The following is an 18,097-nucleotide window of genomic DNA, read 5'->3' on the forward strand; positions in this document are numbered from 1 at the left end:
GATGGCGCCGTCGACGTTTTGGAGGAATGTGGATGAAAGCCCGCCTGATCGCCACCGGCGAACGCGCGCCCAGCTGGGTGGCGCAGGGGTTTGCCGAGTACCAGAAGCGGCTCTCGCACTGGCTGCCCTTCGAGCTGGTGGAGATCGAGCCCGGCCTGCGTGGCAAAGGGCGCGATGCACGCCGCGCCACCGAGGACGAGGGCAAGCGGGTGATCGCTGCGTTGCCGAAGAATGCCTATGTCGTTGCGCTGGACGTACCGGGCCGCCAGCTCAGTTCCGAACAGCTGGCGCAGCGCCTGGAACACTGGCGTGGACAGGGCAGGGACCTGGCGTTCCTGATCGGTGGCCCGGAAGGGCATTCGCCGGAAGTATCTGCGCTGGCCGATGAAAAGTGGTCGATCGGCCCGCTGACGCTGCCGCACATGCTGGTGCGGCTGGTGGTGGCCGAGCAGTTGTATCGCGCCGCTGCGATGTTGGCCAATCACCCCTACCATCGCGCGTGAAGAGTGGTTATACTGGCGGTCTGCCCGAATAGCTCAGCCGGTTAGAGCACTTGACTGTTAATCAGGGGGTCGTTGGTTCGAGTCCAACTTCGGGCGCCACATTCAAGAGGCCTGCATCGCAAGATGCAGGCCTTTTTTGTTGCGTCGTGCCGTGCAGCCGCGTGCGGCGGTGGATCCACGCCATGCGTGGATGCATTGCGCGCGATCTTTGAAGCGGACTCGACTCTACACTGCAGGTCCATCACGTGGATGTTGACGATGCGCGCTCGCTTTGCATTTCGCCTGCTGATGGTCCTGCTGCCATTTACCGCATCGGCCGCCGCGCCTGCCACCTGGCAACCGCCGGCCGGTACCACCGAATTCCCTCTATGGCCCGATGGGCAGGTGATGGCGCCACCGAAGCTGAAAGGCCGCGAGCAGGTCAGCGAAACCGTGTCCAGGGCCAGTGGCGAGCGCTGGATGATGTTGCAGAATGTGGCCGTGCCCACGCTCACCGTGTTCCCGGCGAAAGGCTCGCCCAACGGCACGGCAGTGATGGTGATACCGGGTGGTGGCTACAACGTGCTGGCGATCGACCTGGAAGGCAGCGAGATCTGCGATTGGCTGACCGAGCAGGGCGTCACCTGCGCACTGCTGAAGTATCGCGTACCGGCGTCGGGACCGAACTGGGATCGCGAATGCAACTGCCGCGACATTCCGGCCGTGCCGATGGCCTTGCAGGATGCGCAGCGGGCAATGGGCCTGCTGCGTGCGCAGGCCGCGCGCTGGAAGATCGATCCACAACGGTTGGGCGTGATCGGCTTCTCGGCCGGCGGCCATGTGGTGGCGGGGGTGAGCACGCATGCGCAGCGCAGCTATGCACCGCTGGATGCGGCCGATGTGCAGTCCAGCCGGCCGGATTTTGCGATGCTGCTGTATCCAGGGCATCTCTGGGTACGCAAGGATGATTCGCTGGAAAAAGACATCGTGGTCGACGCAAAGGCGCCGCCGACGTTCATCGTGCAGGCCGCCGATGATCCGACGGACGATGTCCGTCACGCACTGGTCTATCACCGCGCACTGATCGGGGCCGGCGTGCTGGTTGAAATGCATCTGTTCGCGCACGGCGGCCACGCGTTCGGCCTGCGCCTGAAAGATGCACCGGTGTCGGCATGGCCCAGCCTGGCAGAACGCTGGATGCATGACATCGGCATGCTGACGAAGCACTAGCGTCGGGCGTGGCTCGGCCTTACAAGGTCAGCGCGTCACGGGCGAACGCCACCAGCGTCGCGATCGCCACCACCAGGATCGCACCGAACAACACCCCTTCCCACTGTGTGAAAACCCGCTCGCCACGCTGGCGCCGGGTCAATGCGTACAGCACTACGCCTGGCACATACAGCAGTACCGACAGCAGCAGGTTGTCCAGGCCACCGGCATACACCAGCCACAACGCATAGGCGCTGGCCAGCAGCGCGACGATGAAGTCGCGCCAGCGGGCACCGGCCGCGCTGGCGTATGCCTCGCCCCGCCAGGCCAGCTTCACGCCGAATGCGCTGGACAGGAAGTACGGCACCAGGCTCATCGACGCCGCCAGCAGCACCAGGCTGGTGTAGCTGCCCGAGTTGAACAGCACCAGCAGCAGGAACAACTGGATGAGGCCATTGCTCAACCACAGCGCATTGGCGGGCACGCCACGCGCGTTCTCGCGGCCGAGGAAGGCCGGCATCGTGCCATCGCCAGCGGCGGCAAACAGCACTTCGGCGCACAGCAGCACCCACGCCAGCAGCGCGCCCAGCACCGAGATGATCGAGCCGATGATGATCACCGTCGCGCCCCATTCGCCAACGATCGCGCGCAGCACATAGGCCATCGAGGGATTGGGCAGACCGGCCAGTTCGACCTGCGACAACACGCCCATCGACAGCAGGCTGACCAGCACCAGCAGCAGCCACACGCCGAGGAAGCCGATCACCGTGGCGCGGCCGACATCGGCGCGTCGTGCCGCGCGCCGCGAATAGATGCTGGCACCTTCAATGCCGATGAACACCCACACGGTGACCAGCATCATGCCGCGCAGCTGCTGGCCCATGTCGCCCAGCGCGGGGGCGCCAAAGAAGTCGGCGCGGAACACGTCCATGCGGAATGCGCCGGCTGCCAGGATCAGGAACAGCGCAATCGGCACCAGCTTGGCCACGGTGACCAGGCCATTGATGATCGCCGCGGTGCGCAGGCCACGCAGTACCAGCAAGTGCACGGTCCACAGCAACAGCGACGATGCGGCGATGGCGGCCGGTGTATTGCCTTCGCCGAACACCGGTGCGAAGTGGCCGAGACCGCTGAAGATCAGTACGAAGAAACTGGCGTTGCCGAGCACCGAAGCGACCCAGTAGCCCCAGGCGGCGGAGAAACCGATGTAGTTGCCGAAACCTTCGCGCGCATACGCATAGATGCCGGTGTCCAGGTCGGGGCGACGATTGGCCAGGGCCTGGAACACGAAGGCAAGCATCAGCATGCCGGCACCGCTTACCGCCCAGCCGATCAGCGCGGCGGCTGGGCCGGCGCTGCGCGCCACGTTCTGCGGCAGCGAGAAGATGCCGGCGCCGACCATCGAACCGACCACCAGTGCGGTCAGTGCGGCCAGGCCGAGGCGTTGGTTGGATGAGGGCATCACGTGCGGCGCAGGTGTCGGGATGCCCATGATGGACGCTGTCGCGTGTGGAAAAAAGCAAAGGCCCGGGCGTGAGCCCGGGCCTTTGCAGGTGAAGCGGCAGCGGTATTACTTGAAGGTGTACTTGAAGCCGACGGTGTAATAACGGCCCAGCGCACCGGAGAAGTGCATCGGGTTGTAGTTCACGCCGCCGTAGGTGGTCGGATCGAGCGGGGCGATGCGGTCGAACACGTTCGCCACCGAGGCGTTGAGTTCGAACGAATCGTTGATGCTCCAGCGACCGGACAGGTCCATCGTGGTGAACGAAGAAATCTTCTTCACCGGCTCGCCATCGGCGTAGAAGGCCAGGTAGTCGCCGCCACGCTTGTCCTTGTTCTCCATCTTGCTGATGTAGTTGGCAACGGCGCTGACGCTCCACGGCCCCTGCTTCCAGGTGGTGCCGAAGTTCACCTTGTCCTTCGGCGTGCCGATGCAGTTGGTGACATCGCAGTTGCCGTGGGTACCCACGTAGTCAACCGTGTCGCCACCTTCGGTACGCTCGAACTTCAGGATGTGGCTCCACTGCAGGTCCAGCTCCAGCTGGCCCGGGCCGATATCGAAGGTCTGGCGGATATCGGTATCGATACCGCGCACGCGCGACGAGCTGGCATTCACGTAGGCGGTGTTGACTGCCAGGATGGTGCCGCTGTTGGCCACGCCATTGAGATCGTTGCTGTCACGCAGGACGTTGCCGGCGAGGATCGCCGCCGAAGTGCTGCCCTGCACGATTTCGTTGGTGCGCTTGATCTGCCAGGCATCGACGGTCATCGAGGTGGACGAGGTCGGCTGCAGCACGATGCCGACCGAGTAGCTCTTGGACTCTTCCGGCTTCAGCAGCTTGTTCGGCTTGGTGATGATCGCCACCGAGTTTGCGCCGCACTCCGCTGCGTTGTTGCCGCTGATCTGGCAACGAATCGGGTCGACCGCGGTGGAGAAGGCCGCCAAGCCACCGTCACCGTTCTCGGCCGGGTTCGGCGCGCGGAAGCCTTCGGCGTAGCTGGCGCGCAGGGCGATCCAGTCGGCCGGGGTCCACTTCACGCCCAGCTTCGGCGTGGCCTTGCCTTCACCGCTCTCGTACTTGTCGTAACGCATGGCGGCCGACAGCTCCAACTGCTCCAGCACCGGTGCGGACAGTTCGACGTAGCCTGCGTACACGTTCTGGGTGCCGTCGTAGGCCGAATAGCCCAGGCCGATGATGTCGCCGGTGTCGGTGAAGGTCTGCGGGGTCAGGCTGTTGCTGGTCTTGCGCCATTCGGTGCCGAACGCCAGGCCCAGCGGGCCACCCTTCAGGTCCATCAGGCTGCGCGACATGGTGAAGTCGAACATGTCCAGGCTGGACTTGGCGCGTGCACTGATCATCGGCGAGATGAAGTCGTACAGTGCCTGCGAGTTCTGGCCGGCGTTGTCGCCGATGCGCCACACGCCACCGGCGCAGTTCGGGTTGGCCAATGCACAACGCACGTTGTCGTAGTTCAGGAAGCCGGTGCGCTTGTTGGTCAGGTCGGTGCCCGAGTGCAGGTAGGCGGTGTCGTAGCTCCAGTCACCCCAGTTGCCCTTCACGCCAACCAGGAAGCGGTTGAACTCGTTGGTGTTGTTGGTAACGCGCGGGCCGACGTCCCAGGCCGAGTAGCGCAGGCGCACCGGCGCACCGGTCGGGTTGTCCGGGTGGGTGGCACCGAGCGTAGTGGCGCCCGAGCCGCTGTTGGCGTTGACCGGACCGCCGGGATAGCCCCAGCCGCCGGATACGCCGGACGGGGTATTGCTGAAGATCGTCTGCTTCTTCGAGTAGCCGATCTCGGTGTAGACCTCGCCGCCTTCACCGAAGGCGAAGCTGGCGCGACCGAACACGTTGACGTATTTCTCTTCCGGAATCAGGTCGCGGTACTGCTGCGCCGGATCGAACAGGCAGCCGTCGGTGGCGATGCTGGCAGGGGTCTGGCCACCGATGGTGGTCAAGCCCGCGCAGCCCGGCAGCGGGACCAGATGACCGGTCGCGTCCAGGTAGGAGCCGTTCGGACCGGAACCGCCCGAGGTGCCGCCACGGGTGTACGCGCCGCCCAGGAACTGCGCGGTCTTGTCATAGCCCCACTGGCGGGTGTCGCCCGTGCCGATCCACTTGCGGTTCTTGCGGTCGCTGATCTTGATGGCGTCGGTCTTGCCGACGTCCAGGCTGAAGAATGCATTCCAGCCGTCGCTGGCCAGGTCGCCGGTACCCGCGGTCAGGGTCGCCTTCCTGGCGTCGCCGTCGCTGTCGCCGGACAGGCCGTAGGAACCGCGCAGGATCACGCCCTGGAAGTCGCTGCGCAGGATGATGTTGACCACGCCGGCGATGGCGTCGGAGCCGTAGATCGCCGAGGCGCCGTCCTTCAGCACTTCAACGCGTTCGACAGCGTCGAGCGGGATGGTGCTGAGGTCGGTGAACACCTTCTGGCCGTCATCGGCCAGGCCATAGGTGGCCATGCGGCGGCCGTTCAACAGCACCAGCGTGGAGCCGGCACCCAGGCCGCGCAGCGAAATGCCGGCGCCGCCACCGGCGAAGCCGTTGCCGAAGGTCTTGGGAATGGAGCCGGCACCATCAGCGGTGATGGTCTGCAGGTACTCGGCCAGCGAGGTCTTGCCGGTGCGATCGATTTCCTGGCGGGTCACCACCTGCACCGGCGACGGTGTCTCGGTGTTGGTGCGCGGGATGTTCGAACCGGTGACGGTGATCCGGTCAAGGTTGGTGGCCTGTTCCTGCGCGAAAGCAGAAGAGGAAGCCACGGCCCCGGCGAGCAGCAGGGCACCGCCGGTGAGGATATGGGTGATGGACGTTGCCAGGTGGTTGCGGCGGCGGCTGGCGGGCCGTTGGATCGGGTGTTTCACAGCTTCTCTCCTGACTGGAAAACTCGAGCATTGAGGGCTGTCTCCGGTGTGTCCCGGGACGCGTCAATCTAGGTTTCCGGCAGGTGACGAAGGTGTGAAGTTTTACTAAATTCGTAACGGTTTTCCAACGAAGTTCAAATAACCGGGCAGCTTGGCCCTGTTCGGGCCCATTCACCGTTGTGACCGGCCCGGCGTGCTGCCGGGCCGGTCCGTGGCTCAGTCGGGCAGGGAGAACTGCACGGGCACCATGCCGATGGCGGGAACGGCCATGCCATCACGCTCGGCCGGCACGAAACGCCAGTGGCGCAGCACCTGCTGGCGGGCGGCCTGGTCCAGGCTGCGCGAGCCGCTGCTGCGTTCGATGCTGACGTTCACCGGCTGGCCACTGGGGTCCACTTCCACCCGCAGCAGCACCGTGCCCTGCTCGTGATTGCGCAGGGCCTGGATCGGATAGCTGGGCGGCGGGTTGCTGCGGTACTGCAGCTGGGCGCCGGCCAGCGGCGTGGACGGGGCAATGGTCGGCGCAGCCTGCACTGCGGTCGGCTCGGCCGCCGGCAGGATGATGCCCTGGGCCTCCTCGACGGTCGCGGTGGGCGTCGGCAGCGTTGCAGGCACCGGCGTGGCCTGCCGCTTGTGCACCACCTCCACCTTTTCAGGCTTGGTCGGTACCGGCAGCGGCTCGATCGGCTTGGGCTCTTCCCTGGGAATGAACCGTACCGTGGTCTGATCGCGCGGCAGCGCGGTGATGGCCTGGTAGGTCGCCGGGATCAGCAACAACAGGAACGCGAGCAGATGCAGGGCGATGGCCGCACTCCAGGCGGCAACGCGGGCGGGATCGAAGTGCAGGGGTACTACGGGATACGTACGAACCATGGTCCACCTCCATGCCAGTGTCGAAGTCCTCAACGCACCAGGGCCGCCATCGGGGTTGCCGCACGCGGCTGGCAGTCAATCATTAGCGCGCCGCCTCCACCACTGCCTAGAGGCAGGGGCGGCAGCGTTGGGCTGCCCTTCATGTAACGCTGCCGGCACGGCGGCGGTGGAAACGAAAACGGCGCCCCGCAGGGCGCCGTCGGTTGAACGCAAGGCGCCTCAGCGGCCCAGTTCGAACACCACGTCCAGGTTCACCGAGACGGTCGACTCACCCGGGGCGACCGGGGTGGCCTTGTCCATTGCCATGCCGGCGGCCTGCGCACGCATCATCGGCATCGGGCGGAAACCGCCACCGGCGTTCTCGGAAATGCTGACAATGCGGCGCACCTGCAGGCCAAGCGACTTCGCATAGGTCTGCGCACGGGCCTGGGCCTTCTTCAGTGCCGCCAGGCGCGCTTCGTCATAGACCGGCTCGGGCTGGTCGATCTCGAACTGCGGGCCGTTGATCTGGTTGGCACCCTGCGCGGCCAGCGCGTCCAGCACCTTGCCGAGCTTGGCGATGTCGCGGACCTTCAGGCTGACGGTGTTGCTGGCCTGGTAGCCGGTGATCTTCGGGGCTTCGTTGTCGGCATAGCGGTACTGCGGGTTGAGGCTGACGCCGCTGGTCTGCACGTCGCGCTCGGCGATGCCGGCGGCCTTGATCGCAGCCAGTACCTTGTCCATCTGCTGGGCGTTCTGGCGCATGGCGCTGTTGCCGTCGGTGGCCTGGGTGACCACACCGGCCGACAGCGTGGCCACATCCGGCACCCGGGTGGCTTCGGCGTTGGCCGAGATGTTCAGCAGGGTGCCTTCGGCCGCGGCGGCGATCGACGGCGACGACGGGGCGGCATGGGCGGTCATCGAAGCTCCAAGAGCGAGGGACAGGGCAAGCAGCAGCGGGGTGGCGGTGCGGCGCATGGGATCTCCTTGTTGTGGCAGTGAGGGTGGTGTCGTAGCGATGAACGCGTTGTGAGTCCGTTCGGGGTTGCAGGCGCCCAGGGAGGATTGTCCGACGATTCAGGTACCGGCGTCAGGTTATGCTGTGTCGATGCTCTATCTTGCTTCCCGCTCCCCCCGACGCAACCAGCTGCTGGCCCGACTCGGACACCCTTTCCAGGCATTGGACCTGGAGGTCGCCGAGCAGCGCGCGGCCTCTGAAAGTGCCCAGGACTATGTCTGCCGGGTTGCCGCCGACAAGGCGCGCGCCGGCCTGGCGCGGGTGCTGGCCGATGACCCGCAGGCGCGGGTGCTGGGCTCGGATACCGAAGTGGTGCTCGATGGCGAAGTATTCGGCAAGCCGGCCGACGCGGCCGACGCGCGGGCGATGCTGGCACGGCTGGCCGGGCGCACCCATCAGGTGATGACCGCCGTGGTGGTGGTGGATGCGCGCGGGCTGGACAGCGAACTGGTTGTTTCCGAGGTCACCTTCGCCGCCATCGAGTCCGCCGACATCGCTGCCTACGTCGCCACCGGCGAGCCGCTGGACAAGGCGGGTGCCTATGCCATCCAGGGCGGTGCCGAGCGCTGGATCGAACACCTTTCCGGCAGCTACTCCGGTGTCATGGGGCTGCCGTTGCTGCATACCGATCGTCTGCTGGCCCGCTGCGGCGTGCTGGCCCCAACTGCTGATGCCGCCAGGGAGGCTGCCGATGTCTGAGGAAATCCTGGTCAATGTGACCCCGCGCGAAACCCGGGTCGCGGTGATCGAGAACGGCATGCTGCAGGAGCTGCACATCGAGCGCGGTTGGCGCCGGGGTGTGGTCGGCAACATCTACAAGGGCAAGGTGCAACGGGTCATGCCGGGCATGCAGGCGGCATTCGTCGAAGTGGGCCTGGAGCGCGCCGCGTTCCTGCACGCCAACGACGTGGTGCGGCCGGCGCCGGTGGCCAGCGCCGATACCGAGAACACGACCCTGCCGCCGCCATCCAGCGTGCCGATCGTGGAGCTGCTGCGCGACGGCCAGGACATCGTGGTGCAGGTGGTGAAGGATCCGATCGGGACCAAGGGCGCACGCCTGACCACCCAGATCAGCATTCCCTCGCGCTACATGGTGCTGCTGCCGCAGTCGAAGGTGGTGGGCGTGTCGGCGCGCATCGAGGACGAAGGTGAGCGCGCGCGGCTGAAGGCGCTGGTGACCGAGCTGTCGGCCCAGCACGGTGGCTACGGCTACATCGTGCGCACCAATGCCGAGGGCCAGCCGGCCGAGGCCATTGCCGAAGACATCGCCTACCTGTCACGGGTGTGGAACGTGGTCGAGCGCCGCGGCCGCGAGGCGGCGTCGTGCAGCAACATCTATGAAGACCTGAGCCTGCCGCTGCGTTCGGTGCGCGACCTGATCCGCAAGGACGTGGACAAGGTGAAGGTGGACTCGAAGGAGACCTTCGCCCAGCTGCAGGCGTTCGTGGCCAAGTACATGCCGGTGCTGGCAGAGAAGATCGAGCTTTACAGCGGCGATCGTCCGATCTTCGACATGTTCGGGGTCGAGGACGAGATCGGCCGTGCGCTGGACAAGCAGGTACCGCTGAAATCCGGTGGCTACCTGGTGATCGACCAGACCGAGGCGATGACCACCATCGACGTCAACACCGGCTCGTTCCTCGGCCAGCGCAACCTGGAAGAGACGGTGTTCCGCACCAACCTGGAGGCCGCGCAGGCGGTGGCCAGGCAGCTGCGCCTGCGCAACCTGGGCGGCATCATCATCATCGACTTCATCGACATGGATGACGCCGAGCATCGCCGCCAGGTACTGCGCACGCTGGAAAAGGCGCTGGCCCGCGACCATGCCAAGACCACGGTGTACGACTTCTCGCCGCTGGGCCTGGTGGAGATGACGCGCAAGCGCACGGTGGAAAGCCTGGAGCGCCAGCTGTCGGAAACCTGCCCGCAGTGCAGTGGCCGCGGCACCATCAAGACCACCGAAACGGTGACCTACGAGATCTTCCGCGAGATCACCCGCGCGGTGCGCCAGTTCGATGCCGCGCGCCTGCTGGTTATCGCGTCCAGCAAGGTGGTGGCGCGGATCACCGATGAAGAATCCACGGCCGTGGCCGAGCTGGAGGAGTTCCTCGGCAAGAGCATCCGCTTCCAGGCGGACGAGCAGTACCTGCAGGAGCAGTTCGATGTTGTTCTGCTCTGATCCAGGCCGACTGTCTGCTTTCGGTGGCCGATGAGCGCGCCGCCGCGCCTGCGACTGCGAAGGATCCGCCGTCATTTCATCGCCGCATGCGCGGTCGGCCTGGTCGGGCTTGCCCTGCTGGTCGGTACCCTCAGCCAGCTGTTGCCGCTGGCTGAGCGCCATCCGGACCGGATCGCAGCCTGGCTGAGCACGCGCGCCGGGCAACCGGTGCGCTTCGAACGCCTGGACACCGCCTGGACCCGACGTGGTCCACTGCTGCAGTTGAAGAGCCTGCGCATCGGCGCGGGCCAGGGCCTGGCCATCGGCGATGCCGAGGTGCTTGTGTCGATGTACAGCGGCCTGTTGCCGGGCCGCTCGCTGACCGAACTGCGCCTGCGCGGCCTGGCGCTGGACCTGCAGCAGGCCGCCGATGGCCGCTGGTCGGTGCGCGGCCTGCCGCAGTCCCGCGCTGGCGGCGATCCGCTGGATGCGTTGCGCCGGCTGGGCGAACTGCAGGTGATTGGTGGCCGCCTCGGCGTGCATGCGCCAGCGCTGGGGCTCGATGCCACCCTGCCACGTATCGACCTGCGCCTGCGCGTGGATGGCGACCGCCTGCGGGTGGGCGTGCGTGCCTGGGCACAGACCGACGCCTTGCCGCTGACGGCGGTGCTGGACCTGGATCGCCAGCGCGGCAACGGCCAGGCCTGGGTAGGCGCCGATCCGATCGATTTCCGTGCTTGGGCGCCGTTGCTGGCGGCCGGCGGCATGCGCCTGCGCGAGGGTAAGGGCGAGCTCAACCTGTGGTTGACGCTGCGTGATTTCGCCCCGGTGGCGCTGATCACCGATTCGGACCTGCGTGATCTGCGTGTCGAAGGCGCGCCGATGCCTGGCGTGGCGCGCCCGCAGATTCAATTGCAACGGCTGCAGGCGCGCCTGCGTTGGCAGCGGACGGCAGAAGGCTGGGCGCTGCAGGTGCCGCGCCTGCGCCTGCAGGCCGATGGCAGCCAGCAGCAGCTGGACGGGCTGCAACTGCGGGTGGGCAAGCAGATGCAGGTGCAGGCCGCAGCAGCGCAGGCGGGTACCGCGTTGCGCGCGCTGGCGCTCAGCGACCGCCTGGACGCGGGCCTGCGGCATTGGCTGTACCTGGCCAAGCCGCAACTGGACGTGGCGCAGCTGCAGTTGCGCGGCCAGCAGGATGGCCCGTTGTGGGTGCAGGGCGAGCTGCAGTCGCTGGGCTTTGCCAGTGTTGGCAACTCGCCGGGCCTGCGCGGCCTGGGCGGCCGCTTCGAGGGCGATGCCGACGGCTTCAGCCTGCAGCTGCAGCCCCAGCGCCAGTTGCAGTTCGATTGGCCGACCGGTTTCGGCGTGCGTCACGACCTGCACCTGGCCGGGCAGATCGTCGGTTGGCGCGACGAGGCCGGTGGCTGGCGCATCGGCACCCCGGCAATGCGTGTGGAAGGCACCGACTACGCTGCCGACGTGCGCGGTGGTCTCTGGTTCCAGGGCGATGGCACCCGACCGTGGATGCAGCTGGCGGCCAAGCTGGACGACGTACCGATGACCGCGGCCAAGCGTTTCTGGATCCATTCCAGGATGAGCAAGGGCGCCACCGACTGGCTGGACATGGCCTTGGCCGGCGGCCAGGTGCGCAACGGCATCGGCCTGGTCAGTGGTGACTTGGACGACTGGCCGTTCGACAACAACGATGGCCGCTTCGAGGCCACCGGCCACATCAGCAACGGTGACATCCGCTTCCAGCACGATTGGCCGTTGATGGGCCAGGTCGATGCCGATGTCGCCTTCATCGGCCCGGGCTTCCACATGCAGGGAAGCGGCGATCTGGCCGGCGTGGCGGTACAGACGTTCGAAGCCGGCATCCAGGATTTCGGCCAGCAGCCACTGTACGTGCGCGCCGACAGCCAGGGCGACGCCGGCAAGCTGCTGGCGATGCTGCGGCAGAGCCCGCTGCACAAGGAATACGGCGACACCCTGGACAACCTGGCGGCAAGCGGGCCGACCAACGTGCATTTCGACCTGTTGCAGCCCCTGCATCATGACCAGGGCGGTGGCCACCTGCAGGGCACGGTGGACCTGGCCGGGCTGAAGCTGGTCGACAAGCGCTTCCAGCTGGAATTCGACAACATGCGCGGGCAGGCCCGCTACAGCAACGCCGGCTTCGCCGCCGAGGAACTGGCCGTGCGCCACCTCGGCCAGGACGGCCGGCTGAGCCTGCGCGCCGGTGGTTTCGTGCGTGACCCCAAGCTGGCCTTCGAATCGGAACTGGCCGCCACGCTCGATGCGGGCGTGCTGATCGACCGCGCACCGGAAATGGCCTGGCTGAAGCCCTACATCAACGGCACCTCGCCGTGGACCATCGCGGTGAACCTGCCGAAGGTCGCGCCGGGTACACCAGCGCCGCCAAGCGAGCTGCGCCTGCGCTCGGATCTGCTGGGCACCCGCCTGGACCTGCCGGCACCGCTGCAGAAGCCGGCCAACGAATCGCTGCCGACCACCGTGGCCGCACAGCTGCCGATGGGCGCCGGCCGAATCGACGTGGCGTTCGGCCAGCGCCTGGCGCTGGCCGCGCGCAGCCACAACAACCAGACCGGCGTGCAGGTCACCCTGGGCAGCGACCACGTTGACCGCGAACCACCGCCCAGCGGGCTGACCATCAATGGCCGCAGCCCGACCCTGGATGCGCTGGAATGGATCGGCCTGGCCCGTGGCGCCGGTGGCGATGGCGACCCGATGCCGCTGCGCGCGGTGGACGTGCAGGTCGGCCAGCTGATGCTGATCGGCGGCGTGTTCGAGCAGACCCGCCTGCAGCTGCACCCCGGCCCGCAGGCGCTGGACGTGCGCCTGGATGGCCCCTCGCTGGCCGGCAAGTTGACTGTACCCAACGCCGATGGCGGCACCATCAGCGGCCAGCTCGAGCGCGTGTACTGGCAATCGCTGCCGACCCTTCCCGGAGTCACGGCGGCACCGGCGCGGGTGCAGGCCGGTGCCGACGACATGGACCCGGCCAAGCTGCCGCCGTTCGCACTGGACATCGCCGACCTGAAGTTCGGCAAGGTCGTGCTGGGCCAAGCCGTGCTGCGTACGCGGCCGATCGCCAACGGCCTGAGCGTGGAACAACTGCAGTTCCGCGCCCCCAGCCAGGAGATCGACATCCGTGGCCGTTGGCTTGGCAAGGGTGGCGGTTCGCGAACCGCGCTTGATGCGCAGGTGCGCAGTGAAGACCTGGGCGGGTTGCTGCAGAACCTCGACTACGGCGGCCAGCTGCGCGGTGGTTCCGGCCACGCCCAGCTGCAGGCCTCGTGGCCCGGCGGTCCGTCGGACTTCCAGCTGGGCAACCTGCAGGGCCAGCTCGATGTGAATGCCCGCAATGGCCAGCTGCTGGAGCTGGAGCCGGGGGCCGGCCGCGTGCTGGGCCTGCTCAGCGTCACCCAGCTGCCGCGGCGGCTGATGTTCGACTTCCGCGACTTCTTCTCCAAGGGCTTCGCGTTCAACCAGGTCGAGGGCAGCGTGCAGTTCGGCGAGGGCATGGCCCGTACCGACAAGGTGTTGATCGAAGGGCCGGCAGCGAACATCACCATCCGTGGCCAGGCCGACCTGCGCAAGCAGCAGTTCGACCAGACCATCGACGTCAACCCGCGCGCCGGCAACCTGCTGACCGTGGTCGGCGCGGTGGCCGGCGGCCCGGTGGGCGCAGCGCTGGGTGCAGCCACCAATGCGGTATTGTCCAAGCCATTGGGCGAGATCGGTGCCCGCACCTACAAGGTGACCGGCCCCTGGAAGGAGCCCAAGGTGGAGGTGATCGAGCGCAGCCGCGAACGTGCGCCAGTACCCGCGCCGCCGCCGCGCCTGCCGCCGTTGCCGGCCGTGCCGCCGACCGTCACCGAACCACCGCCACCGCGCTGAGCGCGGCCCTCGTTTCCCCAGGGCGGCCTTGCCTGGCCGCCTTCACACCCCCAGATCGAGACCATGACTGACAACGCCCTGACGCTTGCCCAAGATCGCCTGTTGCGCCCCGGTGGCCTGGATACCGCTGGCCTGGAGCGCACCTTCGGCCAACTGCTCGGCCCCGGTGTCGACTTCGGCGACCTGTATTTCCAGCACGCCCGGCGCGAAAGCTGGAGCGTGGAGGACGGCATCGTCAAGGACGGCGCCCATTCCATCGAGCAGGGCGTGGGGGTGCGCGCGATTGCCGGCGAGAAGACCGGCTTTGCCTATTCCGATGACATCCATGCCGGTGCATTGCTGACCGCAGCGCAGTCGGCACGTGCGATTTCGCGCGAAGGCGGCGCCCAGACCGGGCGCTCGCTGCTGCGCGGCGATGCGCGCGTGCTGTATCCGGCGCTGGATCCGATCGACGGCATCGGCAACGAAGCCAAGGTCGAGGTGCTCAAGCGCCTGGATGGCTACCTGCGCGCGGCCGACCCGCGCGTGAAGCAGGTGATGGTCAGCCTGTCCGGTGGCGTCGATACCGTGCTGGTTGCCCGCACCGATGGTGTGCTGGGCGCCGACGTACGCCCGCTGGTGCGGTTGAACGTGCAGGTGATCGTCGAGCAGAACGGCCGCCGTGAGTCGGGTTATGCCGGCGGCGGCGGTCGCTACGGCTATGAAGCGCTGTTTGCCGATGGCCGCCCGGAAGCCTTTGCGCGCGAGGCGCTGCGGCAGGCCCTGGTGAACCTGGAAGCGGTACCGGCGCCGGCTGGGGTGATGCCGGTGGTGCTGGGCCCGGGCTGGCCGGGCGTGCTGCTGCACGAGGCGGTCGGCCATGGCCTGGAAGGTGACTTCAACCGCAAGGGCACCAGTGTCTACGCCGGCAGGATCGGCGAGCGCGTGGCCGCCCCGGGGGTGACCATCGTCGACGACGGCACCCTGGACGGGCGCCGTGGTTCACTCAACATCGATGATGAAGGCCACCCGACCCAGTGCACCACGCTGATCGAGGACGGCATCCTGGTCGGCTACATGCAGGACAGCCTCAACGCGCGGCTGATGGGCGTGGCGCCGACCGGCAACGGCCGTCGCGAGTCGTTCGCGCACATGACCATGCCGCGCATGACCAACACCTACATGCGCGCCGGCCAGCATGACCCGCAGGAAATGATCCGTTCGGTGAAGAAGGGCCTGTACGCGGTCAATTTCGGCGGCGGCCAGGTCGACATCACCAGCGGCAAGTACGTGTTCTCGGCCACAGAGGCCTACCTGATCGAGGACGGCCGGATCACCGCGCCGGTGAAGGGCGCGACCCTGATCGGCAATGGCCCGGAAACCATGCAGAAGGTGCGCATGGTCGGCAACGACCTGGCCTTGGACGAGGGCGTGGGCATCTGTGGCAAGGACGGGCAGAGTGTGCCGGTCGGTGTCGGCCAGCCGTCGCTGCTGATCGAGGGCATCACCGTCGGCGGTACCCAGGCCTGAGCACGGCGATGGCCACAGCCACCGCCCTGCCCGACGGGGACTCAGTCCTCGTCGGCGTCGTCGACCGGTTCGTCTGCGTCGACGTCCTCAGCGGACGCCTTCAGGCCCAGCGCGGCCGGCAGCATCAGCGTGCGCAGCACCTGGAAGATCTCGCGGTAGGCGCGTGGCGGCTTGTTCTTGGCCTTTTCGGCCTGGGCATTGCGTACCAGCGTGCGCAGCTGCTGGCGGTCGGCCTGCGGATGGTCATCCAGCAGCGCGGCCAGCGCTTTGTCGCCTTCATTCATGAGGCGTTCGCGCCAGTCTTCGACACGGTGCATCATCGCCACTTCGCGGCGCCCGGTTTCGCTGTTGGCATCCAGCGCATCGCGGATCGCGTCCAGCGCGGCATCGTCCTCGCGGCGCATGTGCTTGGCCAGGAACGCCAGCTGCCGCTTGTGCGCGATATGGGCGGTGATGCGCTTGCACTCGGCGATGTGCGGCAGCAGGTCCTCCGGGATCGGCAGGCGCGCCAGCTGGGCCGGGGTCAGCGACACCAGCTTCTCGCCCAGGGCCAGGACATCGAGCGCATCGCGCCGGTTCTGGCTGCGGCTCTTGTCGTGGAATTCACCGGTTTCTTCGTCGCGTCCGCGCATCGTCCATACCTGATTTCAAAAAAAGTCGCCCGGCGTGATGCCGGGCCCAACCCGCACAGGATAAAGCATTGAACGTGATCGCCCCTGAAGTCGCCGTCGGCGACGACAGCCCGGCCCGGCTGGAACGGCTGGCCGACATCTCCCAGCAGCTGCTGCAGCGTGCCCGCGCTCTGGGTGCCAGCCAAGCCGAGGTCAGCTGCAGCGAAGACCGTGGGCTGGAGGTCAATGTCCGTCTCGGCGAGGTCGAGACCGTGCAGTCAACCCGTGACCGCGGCATTGCCGTGACCGTCTACTTCGGCCAGCGCAAGGGCAGTGCCAGTACCGCCGACCTGCACGAGGCCAGCCTGCTGGCCACCGTCGAGCAGGCCTGCGCGATCGCTCGCCATACCGAGGACGATCCGGCAGCCGGCCTGGCCGAGGCCGACCTGATGGCCCGCGACTTCCCCGAACTGGATGGCTGGCACCCCTGGGAGCTGCAGGCCGACGGCGCGGTGGACCTGGCGCTGGCCTGCGAGGCCGCGGGCCGCCAAGCCGATGCGCAGATCCGCAATTCCGATGGCGCCTCGGTGTCGAGCATGCAGAGCGTGTCGGTCTACGCCAATTCGCATGGGTTCATCGGCCGCGAGCGCGGAACCCATCATTCGATCGGCTGTGCGCTGATCGCCGGCACCGGCGATGGCATGCAGCGCGACGGCTGGTACACCGGCGCACTGGCCCGCGAGGACCTGGAAGATCCGGCCAGCGTCGGTCGTCGCGCCGCAGAGCGCACGATCGCCCGCCTGCAGCCGCGTTCGCTGCCGACCGGCAGCATGCCGGTGCTGTACGCGCCGGAAGTGGCGCGCAGCCTGGTGGGCCACCTGCTGTCGGCGGTCTCCGGCGGCGCACTGTACCGCCAGGCGAGCTTCCTGCTGGACAGCGTCGACCAGCAGCTGTTCCCCGACTGGATGCAGATCGAGGAGCTGCCGCACCTGCGCCGTGGCCTGCGCTCGGCCGCCTTCGACGGCGACGGCGTGGCCACGCGTGCCTCGGCCCTGGTGCGTGACGGCGTGCTGCAGCGTTACGTGCTGGGCAGCTATTCGGCGCGCAAGCTGGGCCTGCGGACCACCGCCAATGCCGGCGGCGTGCACAACCTGCAGCTGGCCGCCAATGCCGGTTCGCTGCAGGACATTGCCGCGCAGATGGGCAGCGGCCTGCTGGTGACCGAACTGATGGGGCAGGGGGTGAACGGGGTGACCGGCGACTACTCGCGCGGCGCCGGCGGCTTCCGCGTGGAGAATGGCCAGATCCAGTATCCGGTGGATGGCATCACCATCGCCGGCAACCTGCGGGACATGTTCATGGCCATCGAGGCGGTCGGCAGCGACGTCGATCCGCGCTCGCATATCCGCACCGGCTCGATCCTGGTGGGACGGATGACGATCGCCGGCAATGATTGATGCCATTGATGGCGTAAGCTAGGCCCGCCTGACGCGACCGGCTTGCCGCCGGTCGGTCAAGACCACCCAATAAAAAAGGAGTTTTGTCGTGAGCGAATTCGAGAACGTCCCGGCGGCGACCAGCGTACCCGCTGACCAGCGCACCATGGCCCTGGCAGCGCACCTGCTGGGCATCTTCACCGGTTTCATCGGCGCCCTGGTCATCTGGCTGATCAACAAGGATGACGCCAGCAAGGCCTTCGTCACCGATCAGTCGAAGGAGGCGCTGAACTTCCAGATCACCGTCGCCATCGCGATGTTCGCCTGCATCATCCTGACCTTCGTGGTCATCGGTGCGTTCCTGGCGCCGATCGTCGGCCTGCTCAGCCTGGTCTTCAGCATCATCGCTGCGGTGAAGGCGAACAATGGTGAAGCCTACCGTTACCCGTTCGCACTGCGCCTGATCAAGTAAGCGGCAACGATCAACGACGTAAAAAGAAGCGCCCGGCAATGCCGGGCGTTTCCGTGTATGGCGCGT

The 18,097-nt window shown here is 67.2% G+C and carries 13 protein-coding genes and 1 tRNA gene; 9 read left to right on the forward strand and 5 right to left on the reverse strand.

Annotated elements, in window-relative coordinates:
• Positions 1–32: 32 nt before the first annotated feature.
• From rlmH to K5K93_RS18285, 3 genes are all read left to right on the forward strand, one after another.
• Positions 33–503 (forward strand): 23S rRNA (pseudouridine(1915)-N(3))-methyltransferase RlmH, encoded by a 471-nt coding sequence (rlmH, locus tag K5K93_RS18275; protein WP_025879294.1) that lies wholly within the window; start codon positions 33–35, stop codon positions 501–503.
• Positions 504–525: 22 nt separating this feature from the next.
• A tRNA-Asn gene (locus tag K5K93_RS18280) sits at positions 526–602 on the forward strand.
• A 159-nt stretch (positions 603–761) separates the two neighbouring features.
• Entirely contained in the window at positions 762–1,712 is a 951-nt protein-coding gene (locus K5K93_RS18285) for an alpha/beta hydrolase (RefSeq protein WP_222391118.1), read from the forward strand.
• Between the two features lie 19 nt (positions 1,713–1,731).
• On the opposite strand, the gene arcD is transcribed toward K5K93_RS18285, so the two are convergent.
• The 4 genes from arcD to K5K93_RS18305 all read right to left on the reverse strand — a co-directional run bounded on the left by arcD (position 1,732) and on the right by K5K93_RS18305 (position 7,884).
• Positions 1,732–3,153 carry an arginine-ornithine antiporter gene (arcD, locus tag K5K93_RS18290; protein ID WP_222388622.1) on the reverse strand — a complete coding sequence of 474 codons (1,422 nt, stop codon included), beginning with the start codon at positions 3,151–3,153 and terminating at the stop codon, positions 1,732–1,734.
• Positions 3,154–3,261: 108 nt separating this feature from the next.
• Positions 3,262–6,054, reverse strand: coding sequence for a TonB-dependent receptor (locus K5K93_RS18295; RefSeq protein WP_222388623.1), 2,793 nt, complete (start codon positions 6,052–6,054; stop codon positions 3,262–3,264).
• A gap of 216 nt (positions 6,055–6,270) precedes the next feature.
• Positions 6,271–6,927 carry an energy transducer TonB gene (locus K5K93_RS18300; protein ID WP_222388624.1) on the reverse strand — a complete coding sequence of 219 codons (657 nt, stop codon included), beginning with the start codon at positions 6,925–6,927 and terminating at the stop codon, positions 6,271–6,273.
• Positions 6,928–7,146: 219 nt separating this feature from the next.
• Positions 7,147–7,884 (reverse strand): SIMPL domain-containing protein, encoded by a 738-nt coding sequence (locus tag K5K93_RS18305; RefSeq protein ID WP_222388625.1) that lies wholly within the window; start codon positions 7,882–7,884, stop codon positions 7,147–7,149.
• A 130-nt stretch (positions 7,885–8,014) separates the two neighbouring features.
• Between K5K93_RS18305 and K5K93_RS18310 the strand changes: the two genes are divergently transcribed.
• The 4 genes from K5K93_RS18310 to tldD all read left to right on the forward strand — a co-directional run bounded on the left by K5K93_RS18310 (position 8,015) and on the right by tldD (position 15,512).
• Positions 8,015–8,623: a Maf family nucleotide pyrophosphatase gene (locus tag K5K93_RS18310; protein ID WP_222388626.1), complete on the forward strand. Its 609-nt coding sequence runs from the start codon at positions 8,015–8,017 to the stop codon at positions 8,621–8,623.
• Entirely contained in the window at positions 8,616–10,103 is a 1,488-nt protein-coding gene (gene rng / locus K5K93_RS18315) for a ribonuclease G (RefSeq protein ID WP_025879287.1), read from the forward strand. Before K5K93_RS18310 ends, rng begins: the two co-directional genes overlap by 8 nt.
• A gap of 30 nt (positions 10,104–10,133) precedes the next feature.
• A complete protein-coding gene (locus K5K93_RS18320; protein ID WP_222388627.1) occupies positions 10,134–14,003 on the forward strand; it encodes a YhdP family protein in 3,870 nt (1,289 codons plus the stop codon).
• Between the two features lie 63 nt (positions 14,004–14,066).
• Complete coding sequence (tldD, locus tag K5K93_RS18325; protein WP_025879285.1) at positions 14,067–15,512, forward strand: metalloprotease TldD; 1,446 nt, start codon at positions 14,067–14,069, stop codon at positions 15,510–15,512.
• A 41-nt stretch (positions 15,513–15,553) separates the two neighbouring features.
• Here tldD and yjgA read toward each other — a convergent pair whose 3' ends face one another.
• Positions 15,554–16,144 carry a ribosome biogenesis factor YjgA gene (yjgA, locus tag K5K93_RS18330; RefSeq protein ID WP_093821183.1) on the reverse strand — a complete coding sequence of 197 codons (591 nt, stop codon included), beginning with the start codon at positions 16,142–16,144 and terminating at the stop codon, positions 15,554–15,556.
• Positions 16,145–16,212: 68 nt separating this feature from the next.
• Between yjgA and pmbA the strand changes: the two genes are divergently transcribed.
• Positions 16,213–17,580, forward strand: a complete 1,368-nt coding sequence (pmbA, locus tag K5K93_RS18335) for a metalloprotease PmbA (protein ID WP_222388628.1) — start codon at positions 16,213–16,215, stop codon at positions 17,578–17,580.
• Positions 17,581–17,668: 88 nt separating this feature from the next.
• Entirely contained in the window at positions 17,669–18,031 is a 363-nt protein-coding gene (locus K5K93_RS18340; protein ID WP_089236364.1) for a DUF4870 domain-containing protein, read from the forward strand.
• The last annotated feature ends 66 nt before the right edge of the window (positions 18,032–18,097 follow it).

Origin of the sequence: Stenotrophomonas sp. DR822 (assembly GCF_019793815.1) — a bacterium.
Classification (GTDB): domain Bacteria; phylum Pseudomonadota; class Gammaproteobacteria; order Xanthomonadales; family Xanthomonadaceae; genus Stenotrophomonas; species Stenotrophomonas indicatrix.